Source organism: Marivirga tractuosa, from assembly GCF_042140215.1.
Taxonomy (GTDB): domain Bacteria; phylum Bacteroidota; class Bacteroidia; order Cytophagales; family Cyclobacteriaceae; genus Marivirga; species Marivirga tractuosa_A.
Genome location: NZ_CP159478.1, coordinates 511,574 through 527,181 on the forward strand (window position 1 = coordinate 511,574; position 15,608 = coordinate 527,181).

A 15,608-nucleotide genomic window follows, 5' to 3' on the forward strand; every position below is an offset into this window, starting at 1 on the left:
TTTTTCATTGTTTTCATTTTTAGATTTTGTATCCTTTCAAGAGCTTCTATTTGCTTCTTTTTCTTTGCGGAATAAGCACCATATTTTTTTCATTTATGTAAGAATAATTGAATGTTAATACTAAATTCTTGATGGTTTAATTCATAAAACCTAATAATTTTAGAGGAGTTAATAAAGAGTCTACTTTTTAAGAAATTTATATATGGATAAGCCTAATTCGTTTAAAATACCCAATACAAGTCAAAAAAGAATTGTCATAATAGGAGGAGGTTTCGCTGGTATTACCATGGCTAAAAAATTTGCAGGTCATGATGTTCAAGTTGTATTACTCGATCGCCATAATTATCATACTTTCCAGCCTTTACTTTATCAGGTTGCCACAGCTGGACTTGAGCCCGATTCAATTGCTGGCCCATTGAGAAAGCTATTAGAGAACCACAAGAATATATTTTTTAGAATGGCTACCGTTTCTAAAATTGATCAAGAGGAAAGCAAAATCATAAGTAATGTAGGGGAATTATCCTTTGATCACCTTATAATTGCGGCTGGTTCCAAAACTAACTTTTTTGGTCAAAATGAAAAATTTGAAAAGGCGTTTCCACTAAAGCAAATTCCTCAAGCCTTAGATTTTAGAAGCCATATTCTTCAAAATTTTGAAGAGGCAGTTTTAAGTTCAGATGAAGAAAAGATAGAACGGCTAATGAATATTGTTATAGTAGGTGGAGGCCCAACGGGTGTGGAGTTGGCTGGTGCCTTAGGAGAACTTAAAAAGCATGTGTTACCAAACGATTATCCCGACTTAGATTTTAGCAAACTTAATATTTACCTTGTAGAAGGAATGGATAGGCTTTTGGGTGGGATGTCAGAATTTGCGGATAAAAAGGCGCAAAAATATCTCAAAAAATTTGAAGTAAATGTTAAGCTTAACACTATGGTGGATAGCTATGATGGAGAAAGAGTTGTTTTTAACAATAAGGAATCTATTCCTGCTGCCACTTTACTTTGGGGAGCAGGTGTTATGGGAAATGTAATTGACGGGCTGTCCGATCAAAGTGTAAAGAATAGTCGATATAAAGTTAATAACTATAATTTAGTGGAGGGTACCCAAAATATCTATGCTGTAGGAGATATAGCCTTAATGGAAACGGAAGATTTTCCTAAAGGTCATCCTATGTTGGCACCTGTTGCCATGCAGCAAGGAGAAAGGCTGGCAAAAAATATCTTAGCTTCTTTAAAAGGAAAGGAACAAAAACCTTTTAAATATTTAGATAAAGGAAGTATGGCAACTGTTGGTCGTAATAAAGCAGTGGTTGATTTACCAAAAAACCTTCATTTTGGAGGCTTTTTTGCCTGGTTTATTTGGATGTTTGTTCATTTGATCTCGATTGTTGGTTTCAGAAATAAAATTGTAATTCTCAGTAACTGGATATGGAATTATTTCACCTATGATAGGGGGACTCGCTTAATCATTCGCCCGTTTGTTCCTAAAGTAAAGAGCCAAAAGGATAAAACATAAAGTGGGATCATTTGATAGACGGTTTCTTAAATCTCCAAAAAGAAGCTTATTTTGTGATGAATATATAAATGAATGATCCATTTTTTGAGCCAGACTTGAGATGAACAAAAAGGTACTGTATTGGACGCTTCAAATAGTTGGTTGGTCTGCCTATGGCTTACTCAATATTTTTTTAGCATACTTTGGAGAAAATCTTTCTACTCAGCAGATAATTGTCCAGCTCATTCTTGTCCCTTTTTATATTTGCCTCACCCATATTTATAGAAACTTTATTATTAGAAACGGTTGGCTGAAGATAATTATTCAAAAACTGGTAGTTAGAGTAATCATTGCCTGCTTTATTCTCAGCATTATTAATTACGGTTTTTTATTTGGGCTGTCATCATTACTAGGTTTTCTAGACCCTGCTTTTGATCTTAATCCTAGGGTGATTTTTCTAAATATTCTAGCCTATTTGATCTTGTTCTTTCTTTGGTCATTAGTTTACTTCATGTATCACTATGTAGAAAACTATAATCGCTCATTGAAGTTTGAGGCTGCAATGAACGAGATTGAATTAAATAATTTAAAATCACAGCTTAATCCTCATTTTATATTTAATGCATTAAACAGCGTGAGGGCTTTAGTAGATGAAGATCCTGCAAAAGCAAAGAATTCTATTACCCAATTGTCAAATATCCTTAGAAACTCATTAATATTGGATAAGAAAAGATTGATTAACTTCAATGATGAATTGAATACGGTCATCGACTTTTTAGCATTAGAAAAGATTAGGTATGAAGAACGACTCACTACAGAGTTTGTAATTCATCCTGATTCTTATAAATATCAAGTACCGCCTTTGATGATTCAGACTTTAGTAGAAAATGGAATCAAGCATGGTATTTCAAATTTAACTTACGGTGGAAAGTTATCAATAGAAACTCAGGTTGATGATAAAAAATGTTTGAATATATTTATTAGAAATTCTGGAAATTTCAAACTTGACAAAAGAAGGAAACACAAAGGCTTTGGAATAGAAAATACAAAACAAAGATTAAAATTAATCTTTGATAAAGCGTCTGCGTTTAGTATCAAAAATGAACAGGAGGGCACGGTTTTAACCACTGTAAAAATCCCTCAAATCAGTTATTGAAAATTTTAATTTATAGATATGAAGGTATTAATTATTGATGATGAAAGGTTGGCTCGTAAAGAACTGAGTAATTTATTAGCTGAATATAAAGATATTGAAATATTGGGTGAAGCAGCTAATGCAGATGAGGCAGAAGAAATGATTGATAAGTTAAATCCAGACTTGATTTTTTTAGATATTCAAATGCCAGGCAGAACAGGTTTTGAATTACTGGAAACCTTAGAGAAAACGCCTAAAGTAATTTTCACCACAGCTTATGATGAATATGCCTTAAAAGCTTTTGAGTTTAATGCTCTTGATTATCTTCTGAAACCGATAGAACCAAAAAGGTTAACAGAATCAGTAAATAAAATCAGAAAAGAAGTCGAAGCGCAAGAAGAGCAAAGTAAAAAAAGCAATCAACTCACAGTAAACGATCAGGTTTTTGTTAAAGATGGAGATAATTGCTGGTTTGTGAAATTAAAGGATGTTCGCTTATTTGAATCTGATGGGAATTATATCAAAGTCTATTTTGATAAAAACAAACCAATGATTCACAAATCATTAAATGCCTTAGACGAAAAACTGGATAACAAACATTTCTTTAGGGTGAGTCGAAAGCACATCATCAATTTGGAATGGATAGATGAAATTGAAACCTGGTTCAACGGGGGCTTAATGGTAAAACTTAAAGGTGGAGATAAAGTAGAAGTAAGCCGAAGGCAGGCTACCAAATTTAAAGATTTGATGAGTCTCTAATCCACCAAAAACAAATCCGAAGCCAATTTATCAGCTAAAAGCCTGCCTTTTAAAGTAAGCTTTAAATGATGGCCTGCTAAAATGCAAAGTCCTGAGCTTTTCCACTGCTCAATTAGGGGTTTTGCATTTTTTATTAAATCGTAATTTAATTCATTTTTCAAATATTGAAGATCACAGCCCATTGAAGTTCGCAAAGAAGTCATTAAATATTCATTGATGCGATCTTCAGTGGTTAACAAATCCATTTCAGCTGGGATTTCATTTTTTTGGATTGCCTTTAAATATTTTGCATTATTAGAGATATTGAATTGCCTGTTTTTTCCATCATAAGAATGAGCAGAAGGCCCAATTCCTAGGTAAGGCTTTTGTTGCCAATAACTACTATTGTGTTTTGAATAAAAACCGTCTTTAGCAAAGTTGGAAACTTCATAATGTTCATAAGCTGATTTTTGCAAATATTCAGCTAAATATAAAAACTGCTCCGAGGCATAATCTTCTGAAGCCTCAGTTAATTTTCCTTTTTGTTGCCATCTTCCAAAAACCGTATCAGGCTCTATGGTTAAGCAATATGAAGAAATATGAGGAGGTTGAAAATCAACCAAGGTTTTTAAATCTTTTTCCCAAATTTCATGAGTAGCAATAGGGATTCCATAAATTAAATCCAGACTAAAATTATTGAATTCACTTTCCTTTATCCACTCCAGACATTGAAAAGCTTCCTTGCTATTGTGTGCCCTGTTCATCCATTTCAAAATTTCCTCATCGAAAGATTGAATGCCCACACTTAATCGATTGATGCCATTTTGAAATAGCATCTGCAATTTTTCAGCTGTGATATCATCAGGATTCGCTTCAAAAGTGATTTCAGCATCTGAAGCTATAACATTATGTTGTTTAAGCTTATTGAGTATGGATTTCAAGTGACTTTCTTCAAGAACAGAAGGCGTACCCCCACCAAAATAGATGGAATTAACTATCTCACCTTCCAGATAATTCTGCTGAAGTTCAATTTCTTTACAGATTGCTTCCACCATTTCGTTTTTAATCGCCATATTGGTGGAAAAATGAAAATCACAGTAGAAGCATGCCTGCTTACAAAAGGGAATATGTATGTATATACCTGCCAAAATTAATGCAAATCTAATTCGAATTTTACAGAAGTACCTGCTACTGCCTCTCCTATATTTTACAGTGACTTCAATTTCTTTAGCTCAAAATTCAAGTGACAGCCTATACCAACAGAAAAAAGGAATCCAAGATTCCTTAATTAAATCAGGTTATTGGGAAGCCAAAGTTAGTATAGATTCGCAAAGCAATCTACAAGTTGAAAAGGGAAGTGCCTATTATTGGAAGTCTATTGAAGTGACTGAAGATAAATGGTTTACTAAAACCTCACTAGTAGATAAATTAAATGGAAAAATTGCCAATCAATTTATTTTAAATAAAAGGATAAATGAATATGTAAGAATTAACTATCACAGAAAAGGCTATCCTTTAGCAAAGGCTAATTTATCAATCGATAATTTACAGGGGGATCAAATTGAGGCAAGCATAAATATTATATCCCAAAACTATATTCTTTATGATTCATTGATTTTAAATGGCGATGGTCAATCTATTAATCAAACTTATTTGAGTAATAGATTGGACTTGAAATATGATCAACCTTTTGATATAAAGGAATATCAAAATATTTCAGATAAAATAGATCAATTGGAATTTATCAGCTTGTCTTCTTCTCCTGAACTAGCTTTCGCAAATAATAAAGCAAAAGTGAGTCTCGATATTAAGAAAGTAAAAACTAATCAATTTGATGCTATAATAGGTGTGGTTCCCGAGGGTTCACGTACTAATTTAACTGGCCAAGTGGATGCCCGCTTGAGAAATTTATTTAAAAGAGGGGTCGGAATGGATGTGTTTTGGCAGAAATATTCAGCCAATTCTCAATTTCTGAATACTAAAATTCAACAGTCCTATGCTTTTAGAAGCCCTTTAGGGATTAATTTTGGATTTGAGCTTTTACAAGAAGATAGTACGTTTCTACAAACTAATTTACAAACAGGAGTTCATTACCCAATATGGAAAGCATTGCAAGTAGGGTTATCCTATCAGCGTTTTACCAACAATATTTTACGGGAATTTACGCAAGAGGAGATTACCAGCCTCAATCCATTACGAAGTTCAACGGTTAATGCGGTTTTGATTAATTTGGAATGGAAAAGTCCCTTAACTTACCCACAATTAAAAGATTATTTTTTTTCTAATATAAACTTAAGTTTTGGCCAAAAAGAAATTACAAATTTCTCATCCTTACCTACAATTTGGCAAAACGTTCCTGAAAATAGTAACACCATTAGTGGTGGCTTTAAAGTTCATTTGCAGAAAGTTTTAGGCCAGAGGTTTTTAATTGAAGCAATTCCACAATATAGCGCAATACAAAACCCAGCTTTATCTCAAAATGACCTAATGCGCCTAGGAGGGTTGCAAAATTTAAGAGGCTTTGATAGAAATTTTTTCTATACCCGATATTATGGATTAATAAATTTGAACTACAGATATTTTCTGGATCAAAAGTCGAGTTTCTTCTTGTTGACTGATTTTGCGAAATTACAATCAAATATCGACTGGGTGTACACAATGGGTGCTGGTTTAGATATTAAAAGTAAAAACGGCTGGTTTAGAATAATTTATGCATTAGGACAAGAAACAGGAAATATGCCTGATTTTTCACAAGGAAAGGTGCATTTTGGTTATATTGCAGTTTTTTAATTAACATCATATTAATAGAATAATTATTAATGCAAAGGCTAGTATTCCTATTATCTATATTTCTGTTTTTTTCTTGTGATCAGGAAAGTTCGGAGAAGGAAAACATGCAAACTACTCCTGAAAAGGAAGTAAGGGTGTGGCATAAAGCAGATACTATATCGGGTTCTGAAAAATGGGATTCGGATAGTTTGAGGACAATTAATTTAAATTTATATAATTCTTCAGCTTTATTTTTAGAAGTCAATTCTGATGCACCTGTCTATTTATTTGATGGTGAGAAATTAATTAAGAGTTCATCAGCGGGCTTTTTGGAACACTCATTTAATGATACTATCGGAGAAAAAATATCCCTACGCCTTGATAATGATGTTCAAAGATTAAGTTACGGGATTTATTCTATTGAAAAGGCAAATGAAAATGGATCATATTCTATTTTAGAAAATATCGAAAGGGATAATAAATGGATTTCAGATAATATTTTATTGATTTTGTTGATAGGAGCCTCTTTGTTTATGGTCATCATAAAAATTAATTACGATAGGCGCTATCTTAATATTCTATCTATTAGTAAAATATTTACCACCCGATTAAATGAAGGAGACCAAACCAGGGTTCGGATTATGGATCAGGATAATTTGGTGTTTGCTGGATTTTATGCTTTTCTGACAGCAGGCTTAATTTATTTTTTAAGTTTTGGGTTTAGTATTGAATTTCTAGGAATCGAAGCAAATGGGATTTTAGAATATTTTAAAATTCTGATCATAGTTGCAATTGGATTCATTGCTAAGGTAATATTAGTAGCCATAGCTTCTAATTTATTTGGGAATGGTAAGATTCCAGCCTTTTATGTAAAGGAAATGCTTAATATAAATTTATTTTTTGTAATTATTTTATTTTTTAGCTCGATCTTTATTTATCTGTTTTCAGGGACCATACCTGCATTGTGGTTGTCTATTGCCACATATGCTCTGCTTATATTTTATATAGTCAGGTTGATATTACTATATTTTAAAATATTAAAATTAAGCAGTTTCACTAATCTCTATTTATTTTCTTACTTTTGCACCACAGAAATATTCCCATTTTTAATTGGACTAAAATATTTCATGAGATAAAACTTTTCAAAGTAGACCTATTAACATGTCAACAACTGTAAAAGACCGATTTTATCCGGTAAAAAGTATCATGGTTTCACAACCTGAGCCGGCAGATATTTCAAACTCTCCGTACCATAAACTGGCGGATAAGTACAAAATTAAAATTGATTTCAGGCAATTTATCAAGGTGGATCCTATAGATTCTAAGGAATTTAGGAAACAAAAAATTGATATATTAAAGCATACTGCTATCATATTCACTAGTAGAAATGCAGTAGATCATTTCTTTAGAATATGTAAGGATAGCAAAATTGAAATGCCACCTGAGATGAAATATTTCTGTATTTCAGAACAAACGGCTAATTATCTTCAAAAATACATAGTCGTTAGGAAACGAAAAGTTTTTGTAGGGGAGAGAACCGCACAGGATATTTTGAACGTAATTAAGAAGCACAAGAATGAAAAGTATTTGTTCCCTTGTTCAAATATCAGAAAAGATGATATTCCTTCCTTCATGACTAAGAATGGATATAATTTTACTGAAGCAATTATCTACAGGACAGTAGCAGCAGATTTATCTGATTTAGAGCATATTACTTATGACATTGTAGCTTTCTTTAGTCCCTCAGGAATTAATTCATTATTCGTTAACTTTCCTGAATTCAAACAAAATAAGACTAGGATTGCAGTTTTCGGACCAACAACAGCCCAAGCTGCTAGGGATGCAGGATTAATAATAGATATTGAAGCCCCATTACCAAATGCACCTTCAATGACAGGAGCATTGGAACTTTATATAAAAAAAGCTAATGGGCTTAAGTAATTGAATTTTAGCTGTTTGAATATATATAATTCTATAATAACTTTAAATTAATTACATAAAAGCTTGAACAAAAGTTATTTTTATTATATTTATCCTTCTAAAGTGTTGAGGATATGAAAAAATTACTACAAATATTAACTCTAATCTTCTTGACGGTGGGTGTTTTCAATGCCCACGGTCAAGATGTGCAGTTCTCTCATTACATGTTCAATAATCTTTTTAATAACCCTGCATATTCAGGGGTTGAAGGTTATACCAAGTTAACAGCAATGCACAGAACTCAATGGGCTGGTTATACCCCTTCAAACGGACCTGGAGGAGGAATAAATTCCCAACTAGTATCATTAACTTCCCCAATAATGCGCTATAATAGTGGCTTTGGGTTTTATGTGCTAAATGATGATATAGCCAATCAAAATTTTATTCAGGTACAAGCCTCTGGGGCTTATCATTTGGGTATCAAGGAATCTAAAATCAGTATTGGTTTTAGAGGAGGGGTAATTACTCAAAATTTAAATAAAGATGGCTATATTTATATTGATGATGATGATCCTAATATCAACAATGTACAGGCCACACAAGTTAGGCCTGATTTTTCAGTAGGGGTCAATTATCAACACAAGGATTTTTATGTAGGAGCTGCATTTAATCACCTTATTGAAGCTGAATTTGGTTTCGGTGCAGATGCCGTAAGAAATCCTTATCCTAAAGATTTCCTAATAACAGGAGGTTATACCTTTCCAATTAACTATGATGTTAATTTAACTCCGAGCTTCTTAGTGAGAACTACAGAATTTAGTTCTTACACATTTGATATTTCGGCTATTGCCACTTATAAAGAAAAAATTTGGGGTGGTCTTTCATTCAGACAACAAGAAGCAGCTATAGCTATGTTAGGTTATAGCTTCTTTAAAGAAAATACTTTAAAATTAGGTTATGCATTCGATTATACCCTTGTAGCACAAAGCGCGAAAAGTACAACTTCACATGAAATCATGGTAAGTTATAGACTTCCAGCAATATCTACATCGGGAAAAAAGGTAGTGCGAACGCCTAGATTTAGACATTAATCGTAAAAAGTTTGCAGAATAGAACTTTTTTATCAAAATTGTAAAGATATTTCTATAAATTATTTAAAATGCAATAAAACCTTACAGTTCAGGGTTTAATTGTATAGGTGTAAAGAATATATTTAATAATTGTCAATATATTAGCGTTTAGTTAGAAACAAATAGGTGTTATGAATAATAAAGGTGTTTTGAAAAAATTAACCCTATCAATTTTGTTTGTTGCTACTCTTTTCCTTGAAGGCTGCGGTCTTTTTGGCGGTGGAGCTGGCGATGGCGGAAATGTGGTAGGTGTTCCCGGTAGAGAAGGATGGTATATGGCTACTCCTTATGGTATGAGGTCAGTTCCAGCAGGAACTTTTCATATGGGACAAGCTGACGAAGATGTTGCAGCGAGTCAAATAAATTTTAACAGGCAGGTGACTATTGGAGGTTTTTATATGGATGAAACCGAGATTACCAACAATGAATACCGTCAGTTTATTCAGAGGATGTTAGAAGATTCAGCTTCTACCCTCGGCAGAGATTATATTATGAATGAAATTTATCCTGACACTACAGTTTGGATGAAAGATTTCACCAATCACATGGGAGATCCTATGCAGGAGTATTATTATATGCACCCTGCATTTGATGACTATCCAGTAGTTGGGGTTAATTGGGAAGCTGCAAAGGTTTTTGCTCAATGGAGAACAGATTATTTAAATTCTTACAGAGAGTCAATGGGTGAATTCCCAATGCCTGCATTCCGTTTGCCTTCAGAAGCTGAATGGGAATATGCCGCAAGAGGTGGCAGAGATATGGCTAAATACCCATGGGGAAATCCATATATCAGAAATGCTAAAGGTTGTATGTTGGCTAACTTTAAGCCAGGAAGAGGAAACTATTATGACGATGGTTATGCTTATACTGGTCAAGTGGGTGAATATTTCCCAAATGATTTTGGTTTGTATGATATGTCTGGTAATGTTTCAGAATGGTGTGAAGATGCTTTCAATCCAGCATCAGTTCCATTAGTTTGGGATTTAAATCCAACATTCTTCGATGAAAGTGAACCAAGAAAAGTTATTAGAGGAGGTTCATGGAAAGATATAGCCTACTACTTAGAAACTGGTACTAGAGCATACGAACATAAAGACTCAACTAGAGCTTATATTGGGTTCAGATGTGCAATGACTTATTTAGGAAGATCATCTGGAGCAGAATTTTAATTGACTTTTTAAAAAAATAAAACAATATTTAGGACATTAACCACAAAAACTACAAACATGAGTAATAAAAAAGGCGGATTTCAGGAGTTACTATTCAAAACCATAATGCCTAAGGTATATGGTATAGGTGCGGCTATCGTTATTATCGGAGCCATGTTTAAGATTCTTCACCTTCCCGGTGCATCATTTATGTTGGGTGTTGGTTTAAGTACTGAGGCCATCATTTTCTTACTAAGTGCATTTGAACCAACACATGAAGAAGTAGATTGGAGTAAAGTGTATCCAGAATTAGCAGAAGAATTTGATGAAGAGCCTGCTCCAAGAAAAAAACAAATTTCATCCGCTGCAGGTGGTTCTACCTCTCAACAGTTGGATAAAGTTTTAGAAGAAGGTAAAATAGGACCAGATTTAATAAAAAGTTTAGGTGATGGCATGAAAAGTATGGCTGATTCAGCTAAGCAAATGTCCAACTTAAGTAATGCAGCTGTTGCCACTAATGATTATGCTAATAATGTAAAGCAAGCTAGTAAATCATTATTGGAAATGAATAAATCTTATGACACCACAGTTAAAGCAATGTCTGAGATGTCGAACGCTTCAATGGATGCAAAATCTTATCATTCACAAGTGCAAGCGGTAACTAAAAACTTGACTGCATTAAATCAAGTTTATGAAATGGAATTGCAAGATTCTCAAAATCATGTGAAAGCAATGAATAAATTCTACAAAAATTTATCAACTGCTTTAGATAGCATGACTGAAGCCAGTAAGGATACTGCACAATTCCAAACAGAAGTTAAAAACCTAACAACTAATCTTTCTCAATTGAATAAGGTATATGGAAATATGCTTTCTGCAATGAAAGGTTAATTTGTTTTAAAGCTTAAAATATAAATCTATATGGCTGGAGGAAAAGAAACCCCAAGACAGAAGATGATCGGCATGATGTACTTGGTACTGACTGCCCTTTTGGCGCTTAACGTTAGTGTTACGGTACTCGACAAATTCATCGATATTAATAACTCATTAGAAGTATCTGTTGATGCTGCTAAAGAGCAAAATGGTAATACGCTGCGAAGAATTGAAAACGCTGTGGAAGAGTCAGGTAGACGTCCTGACGATGTGAAGATATTGGATAAGGCTAGTGAGATTCGCAAGAAAACGCGTGATATGATTGCTGAATTGAAGACCTACAAAGATACTTTCATTGAAATAACAGGTGGTTACAATGAAGAGGGTGAGATCGAAGGGAAAACTGATTATGATAAAGTAGGTAATTATATGATGCCTGAAAATGAAAATAATGGTATCAAACTTCAGAAATCATTAAATGAATATGCAGCTTATATTGATGAAACAGTTGCAGATTCTGCTGTAAGTTTTGCTCCTTTAGCTTTAGATGCTAATGAGAATCCTAGATTCAAAGATGATCCTAATCAGAATGGTAAAGATTGGGCTACTTTAGAATTTATGAACGCGCCTACCCCAGCAGCATTAGCTACAATTAGTGACTACCAAAATAAAGTAATGGCCTATGAATCGAGAGCATTAGACATTTTAGCTAGAAGAGTAGGAGCTGGAGATTTAAAATTTGATTTAATCCGATTAGTTGCTTTACCTGAATCAAAAGTAGTAGCTGCAGGTGCTAAATATAAAGCAGATCTTATTGTAGCAGCGTCTTCATCTGCTGAAGACCCTGAAATGACATTTAATGGAAATGAGATAGATGTTGAAAATGGTGCTGGTAAAATTGAGTTTACTGTGTCTTCTGCAAGTTCATATGATGAAGAAGGGACTGCAAGAAAAACTTTTGAAGCAACTGCTAAATTAAAAGATAGTGTTTACAGAGATGAAATTGAGTATTTTGTTGCTGAGCCTGTAATACAAGTGCAATCAGCAGCATTAAGTCAATTATATTTAAATTGTGGTAATGAGTTAGATGTTTTGGTTCCTGCTTTAGGAACTTCTTATAATCCTTCATTTTCTGTTCAAGGAGGTTCAACCATCCAAGGACAAGAAAGAGGAAGAGTAACTATTATACCAAATGCTCCAAAAGTAACTTTAGGAGTTAGCTCTGGAGGAACTAAAATAGGAAATAAAGTATTTAGTGTAAGAAGAATACCTAAGCCAGATGTACAGGTTTATAATGGTTCTAAACCTGTAAACTTAAAGCAGGGTGAAAAAGCTTCAGCCATGAGAGTTTTAAGAGTTCAAGCGATAGCTGATGAAAACTTTAAAGCTCAGTTACCAAAAGATGCTCAATATAAAGTGACTAGATGGACGATAACTTTAGCTAGAGGTTCAAGACCAGTAGGGCAACCTATAAAAGCTACAAGTGAAACAGTTAATATTAGTCAACTTATGTCGAATGCTCGTCCAGGTGATAGATTGGTTGTTCAGGTTGATCAGGTATTAAGAAGAAATTTTAGAGGAAATACTGAGGAAGTTGCTTTAGGTGAGCAAGTTTTCCCTATCACTCTAAATTAATAGTGTTAAAGAAATTAAGAGGTTATGAAAAAGTTTGTGTTATTAACTATTGGATTTGCATTAATGGTTTTTATTCAACCATTAAAGGCGCAAGAGTCCTCTAATGATGGGTATAATCCTAATTCGGTTTATCCAATTCATGAGGATGATATCATGTATAAGAAAAGAGTATGGCGAAGAATGGATTTGCGTGAAAAGCAAAACAAACCATTTTTTGCATCAAATAACGAAATTACCAAACACATTGTAAATGCTGCTAAAGCTGGTATTATTCCGATTTATCAGGGTGATTCTATGGTCAATAGGTTGACTAAGGAAGAATTTTTAGAAAAATTAGAAAACCCAGCGTTGCAAGACATGAACATGGGCGGTGCTGATGATGGCTGGGGTGATACTGGCGGAGATGATGGCTGGGGAAATGATGACGGTTGGGGAGATACTACCGATGATACAGCTGAAGAAGAAGAAAGTGCTGCTACTGAAGAAGTTTCCACACAGTTTTTGGTAAGAGAAATGTCTACACTAGAAATTGTGGAAGATATGATTTTTGATAGAAAGAGATCAGTTACACACTGGGACATTCAAGCTATCAAAATTATTATTCCTGCTGAAAACTTTACTTCTGGAGTTGAACGAACTGTTGGGGTTTTTAAATATAAAGATTTGATTGATTTGTTTAGAAGTAATCCTGAACAAATGATTTGGTTTAACCCTCAAAATAGTGCTGAACACAAGAATTTAGCAGATGCTTTTGCTTTAAGATTATTTAGTGCAAGAATTGTGAAAGTAGCTAATCCAGATGATGATATGATCATTGATGTATATGATGAATCACCTAAACAAGGTATCATGGCTTCTCAGTGGATTGAATACGAATTAATGGAAAAAGAACACGAATTGTGGTCTTATTGATTCAATGACTTAAGATATATTTTAAAAGGAAGGCTTTAGTTGTCTTCCTTTTTTTGTTTAAAAGCTTTTATAAGCTGTTCGGCTTTACTATTGCCTACTACTTTGCTAAGGTTTTCATAGGTTGCCTCCTTAATTTTTTTTACTGATTTGAAATGAGACAATAATTGATCAATTGTTTTTTCTCCTACACCTTCAATTCCTTCCAATTCACTTGTGAAACTATTTTTACTTCTTATTTGCCTGTGAAAAGTAATGGCAAATCTATGTGCCTCATCTCTTAATCTCTGCAAGAGTTTAAGAGATTCACTTTTCTTACTGATATGAACTGGATAAGGATCCTCTGGGAAATATATTTCCTCTAGCCTTTTTGCAATACCGATTATTGGGATTTTTCCGTATAAATCCAATTTGTTTAATGCTTTAACTGCAGCACTTAGTTGACCTTTACCACCGTCTATTACAATTAAATTTGGCAGTTCCCGTTGTTCATCAACCAGCCTTTTATATCTCCTGCCCACAATTTCAGTCATGGAGGCGAAGTCATCAGGACCAATTACTGTTTTTACATGATAATGTCTATATTCACTCTTTTTTGGTTTACCATTTTTAAAGTGAACCATTGAAGCAGTAGGATTTGTACCCTGCATATTAGAGTTATCAAAGCATTCTATTTTAATAGGCAGTTCCTTAAGTCTCAAATCATTTTGAAGTTTTTTCAATACTCTCAACTCCTTTATTTTAGAAGATTCATTTTGATTTAGCTTTTCTTTCTTAAAGAATAAAGCATTTTTCAAACTCATTTCTACTAATTTCTTTTTATCACCAATTTGAGGTTTTATAAAATGAAATTTTTCAGGGAGGTTTTCGATATCAATATTAGTTAGTATTTCTTCTGTATTACTTTCATATTGTTTCCTTAAATCTATAAGCGCTAATAAAAAAAGTTCTTCATCTGTTTCATCTAACTTTTTCTTCAATTCAATGGTTTTAGTAACATTTATACTACCATTCTTAATCCTCATATAATTCACAAAAGCGTACTTATCTTCAGAAATTATACTGCAAACATCTATATCTGTTAGTTTTGGATTTACAACCAATGATTTGCTATGAAACTTCTCTAGGAGCTCGAACTTATCTTTATACTTTTGAGCTTGTTCAAAATCTAGATTTTCTGCCGCATTTTGCATATTTTCTTTGAAATGCTGTTTAGGAACATTTAAATTTCCTTTAAGTATTTCGGCAGCTTGATTTATATCTTTTTGATAGTTTTCATGGTTTTGGAGTCCTTCGCAAGGTCCTTTACAATTGCCAATATGATATTCTAAACATACTTTAAATTTACCTGCTTTGATGTTTTGATCTGTCAGGTTCAACTTGCAAGTACGAATTGTATATAGTTTTCTGATTAATTCTAGTACATTGTTCATTGCCCTTACGCTGGCATATGGACCAAAATAAGTACCGCTTCTTGCTATTCTCTTTCTTGTGGAGATGATTCTTGGAAATGGCTCGTTTGTAATGCACAGATAGGGGAATGATTTATCATCCTTTAACAGGATATTGTATTTAGGTTGTAACTCCTTAATTAAAGAGTTTTCAAGTAGGAGCGCATCAAATTCAGAGTTTACAATAGCTATTTCAATTTTTTCAATTTCCCTTACTAATCGGATCGTTTTCCTATTGTGGTTAGTTGATTTATTGAAATAACTAGTAACTCGATTCTTTAAATTTTTAGCTTTTCCAACATATATTATGTCTCCCGAAGAATTATGAAATTTATAGACTCCAGGTATTTTCGGGAGTTCATTAATATCCTGAGGCTTTAAAAAAACCGCATCGTACATGTTACA

13 protein-coding genes are annotated in these 15,608 nt (G+C 33.4%); 11 read left to right on the top strand and 2 right to left on the bottom strand.

Annotated features, from left to right (window positions below; genetic code table 11):
* Nucleotides 1–202 precede the first annotated feature (202 nt).
* From ABWH96_RS02235 to ABWH96_RS02245, 3 genes are all read left to right on the top strand, one after another.
* The gene (locus tag ABWH96_RS02235) at nucleotides 203–1,516 is read left to right on the top strand and encodes an NAD(P)/FAD-dependent oxidoreductase (RefSeq protein ID WP_375579920.1); all 1,314 of its coding nucleotides are present in this window, start codon (nucleotides 203–205) and stop codon (nucleotides 1,514–1,516) included.
* 100 nt (nucleotides 1,517–1,616) lie between these two features.
* The gene (locus ABWH96_RS02240; protein WP_375579921.1) at nucleotides 1,617–2,651 is read left to right on the top strand and encodes a sensor histidine kinase; all 1,035 of its coding nucleotides are present in this window, start codon (nucleotides 1,617–1,619) and stop codon (nucleotides 2,649–2,651) included.
* An 18-nt stretch (nucleotides 2,652–2,669) separates the two neighbouring features.
* Nucleotides 2,670–3,389: a LytR/AlgR family response regulator transcription factor gene (locus tag ABWH96_RS02245; protein WP_375579922.1), complete on the top strand. Its 720-nt coding sequence runs from the start codon at nucleotides 2,670–2,672 to the stop codon at nucleotides 3,387–3,389.
* Here ABWH96_RS02245 and hemW read toward each other — a convergent pair.
* Nucleotides 3,386–4,516 (bottom strand): radical SAM family heme chaperone HemW, encoded by a 1,131-nt coding sequence (hemW, locus tag ABWH96_RS02250; protein WP_375579923.1) that lies wholly within the window; start codon nucleotides 4,514–4,516, stop codon nucleotides 3,386–3,388. The genes ABWH96_RS02245 and hemW overlap by 4 nt on opposite strands.
* Here hemW and ABWH96_RS02255 point away from each other — a divergent pair.
* The 8 genes from ABWH96_RS02255 to gldN all read left to right on the top strand — a co-directional run bounded on the left by ABWH96_RS02255 (nucleotide 4,500) and on the right by gldN (nucleotide 13,755).
* On the top strand, nucleotides 4,500–6,158 hold the full coding sequence (locus ABWH96_RS02255; protein ID WP_375579924.1) for a hypothetical protein: 1,659 nt from the start codon (nucleotides 4,500–4,502) through the stop codon (nucleotides 6,156–6,158). The two genes, hemW and ABWH96_RS02255, sit on opposite strands and share 17 nt — an antisense overlap.
* Nucleotides 6,159–6,187: 29 nt before the next feature.
* Nucleotides 6,188–7,273, top strand: a complete 1,086-nt coding sequence (locus tag ABWH96_RS02260) for a DUF4271 domain-containing protein (RefSeq protein WP_375579925.1) — start codon at nucleotides 6,188–6,190, stop codon at nucleotides 7,271–7,273.
* 25 nt (nucleotides 7,274–7,298) lie between these two features.
* Complete coding sequence (locus ABWH96_RS02265) at nucleotides 7,299–8,078, top strand: uroporphyrinogen-III synthase (RefSeq protein WP_375579926.1); 780 nt, start codon at nucleotides 7,299–7,301, stop codon at nucleotides 8,076–8,078.
* A gap of 113 nt (nucleotides 8,079–8,191) precedes the next feature.
* A complete protein-coding gene (locus ABWH96_RS02270) occupies nucleotides 8,192–9,148 on the top strand; it encodes a type IX secretion system membrane protein PorP/SprF (RefSeq protein ID WP_375579927.1) in 957 nt (318 codons plus the stop codon).
* Nucleotides 9,149–9,318: 170 nt separating this feature from the next.
* Nucleotides 9,319–10,356: an SUMF1/EgtB/PvdO family nonheme iron enzyme gene (locus ABWH96_RS02275; RefSeq protein WP_375579928.1), complete on the top strand. Its 1,038-nt coding sequence runs from the start codon at nucleotides 9,319–9,321 to the stop codon at nucleotides 10,354–10,356.
* A gap of 57 nt (nucleotides 10,357–10,413) precedes the next feature.
* Nucleotides 10,414–11,226 (top strand): gliding motility protein GldL, encoded by an 813-nt coding sequence (gldL, locus tag ABWH96_RS02280; protein ID WP_375579929.1) that lies wholly within the window; start codon nucleotides 10,414–10,416, stop codon nucleotides 11,224–11,226.
* A gap of 30 nt (nucleotides 11,227–11,256) precedes the next feature.
* Entirely contained in the window at nucleotides 11,257–12,843 is a 1,587-nt protein-coding gene (gene gldM, locus ABWH96_RS02285) for a gliding motility protein GldM (RefSeq protein ID WP_375579930.1), read from the top strand.
* Nucleotides 12,844–12,867: 24 nt separating this feature from the next.
* Nucleotides 12,868–13,755: a gliding motility protein GldN gene (gldN, locus tag ABWH96_RS02290; protein ID WP_375579931.1), complete on the top strand. Its 888-nt coding sequence runs from the start codon at nucleotides 12,868–12,870 to the stop codon at nucleotides 13,753–13,755.
* Between the two features lie 35 nt (nucleotides 13,756–13,790).
* On the opposite strand, the gene uvrC is transcribed toward gldN, so the two are convergent.
* Nucleotides 13,791–15,602 (bottom strand): excinuclease ABC subunit UvrC, encoded by a 1,812-nt coding sequence (gene uvrC, locus ABWH96_RS02295; protein ID WP_375579932.1) that lies wholly within the window; start codon nucleotides 15,600–15,602, stop codon nucleotides 13,791–13,793.
* Between the last annotated feature and the right edge of the window lie 6 nt (nucleotides 15,603–15,608).

What these genes read in the sequence shown, in the direction of transcription:
- ABWH96_RS02235 (WP_375579920.1), top strand. Translation starts at nt 203, where the DNA reads ATGGATAAGCCTAATTCGTTTAAAATACCCAATACAAGTCAAAAAAGA.
- ABWH96_RS02265 (WP_375579926.1), top strand. Translation starts at nt 7,299, where the DNA reads ATGTCAACAACTGTAAAAGACCGATTTTATCCGGTAAAAAGTATCATG.
- ABWH96_RS02240 (WP_375579921.1), top strand. Translation starts at nt 1,617, where the DNA reads ATGAACAAAAAGGTACTGTATTGGACGCTTCAAATAGTTGGTTGGTCT.
- ABWH96_RS02275 (WP_375579928.1), top strand. Translation starts at nt 9,319, where the DNA reads ATGAATAATAAAGGTGTTTTGAAAAAATTAACCCTATCAATTTTGTTT.
- gldL (WP_375579929.1), top strand. Translation starts at nt 10,414, where the DNA reads ATGAGTAATAAAAAAGGCGGATTTCAGGAGTTACTATTCAAAACCATA.
- ABWH96_RS02255 (WP_375579924.1), top strand. Translation starts at nt 4,500, where the DNA reads ATGTATATACCTGCCAAAATTAATGCAAATCTAATTCGAATTTTACAG.
- ABWH96_RS02260 (WP_375579925.1), top strand. Translation starts at nt 6,188, where the DNA reads ATGCAAAGGCTAGTATTCCTATTATCTATATTTCTGTTTTTTTCTTGT.
- uvrC (WP_375579932.1), bottom strand. Translation starts at nt 15,602, where the DNA reads ATGTACGATGCGGTTTTTTTAAAGCCTCAGGATATTAATGAACTCCCG.
- ABWH96_RS02270 (WP_375579927.1), top strand. Translation starts at nt 8,192, where the DNA reads ATGAAAAAATTACTACAAATATTAACTCTAATCTTCTTGACGGTGGGT.
- ABWH96_RS02245 (WP_375579922.1), top strand. Translation starts at nt 2,670, where the DNA reads ATGAAGGTATTAATTATTGATGATGAAAGGTTGGCTCGTAAAGAACTG.
- gldM (WP_375579930.1), top strand. Translation starts at nt 11,257, where the DNA reads ATGGCTGGAGGAAAAGAAACCCCAAGACAGAAGATGATCGGCATGATG.
- gldN (WP_375579931.1), top strand. Translation starts at nt 12,868, where the DNA reads ATGAAAAAGTTTGTGTTATTAACTATTGGATTTGCATTAATGGTTTTT.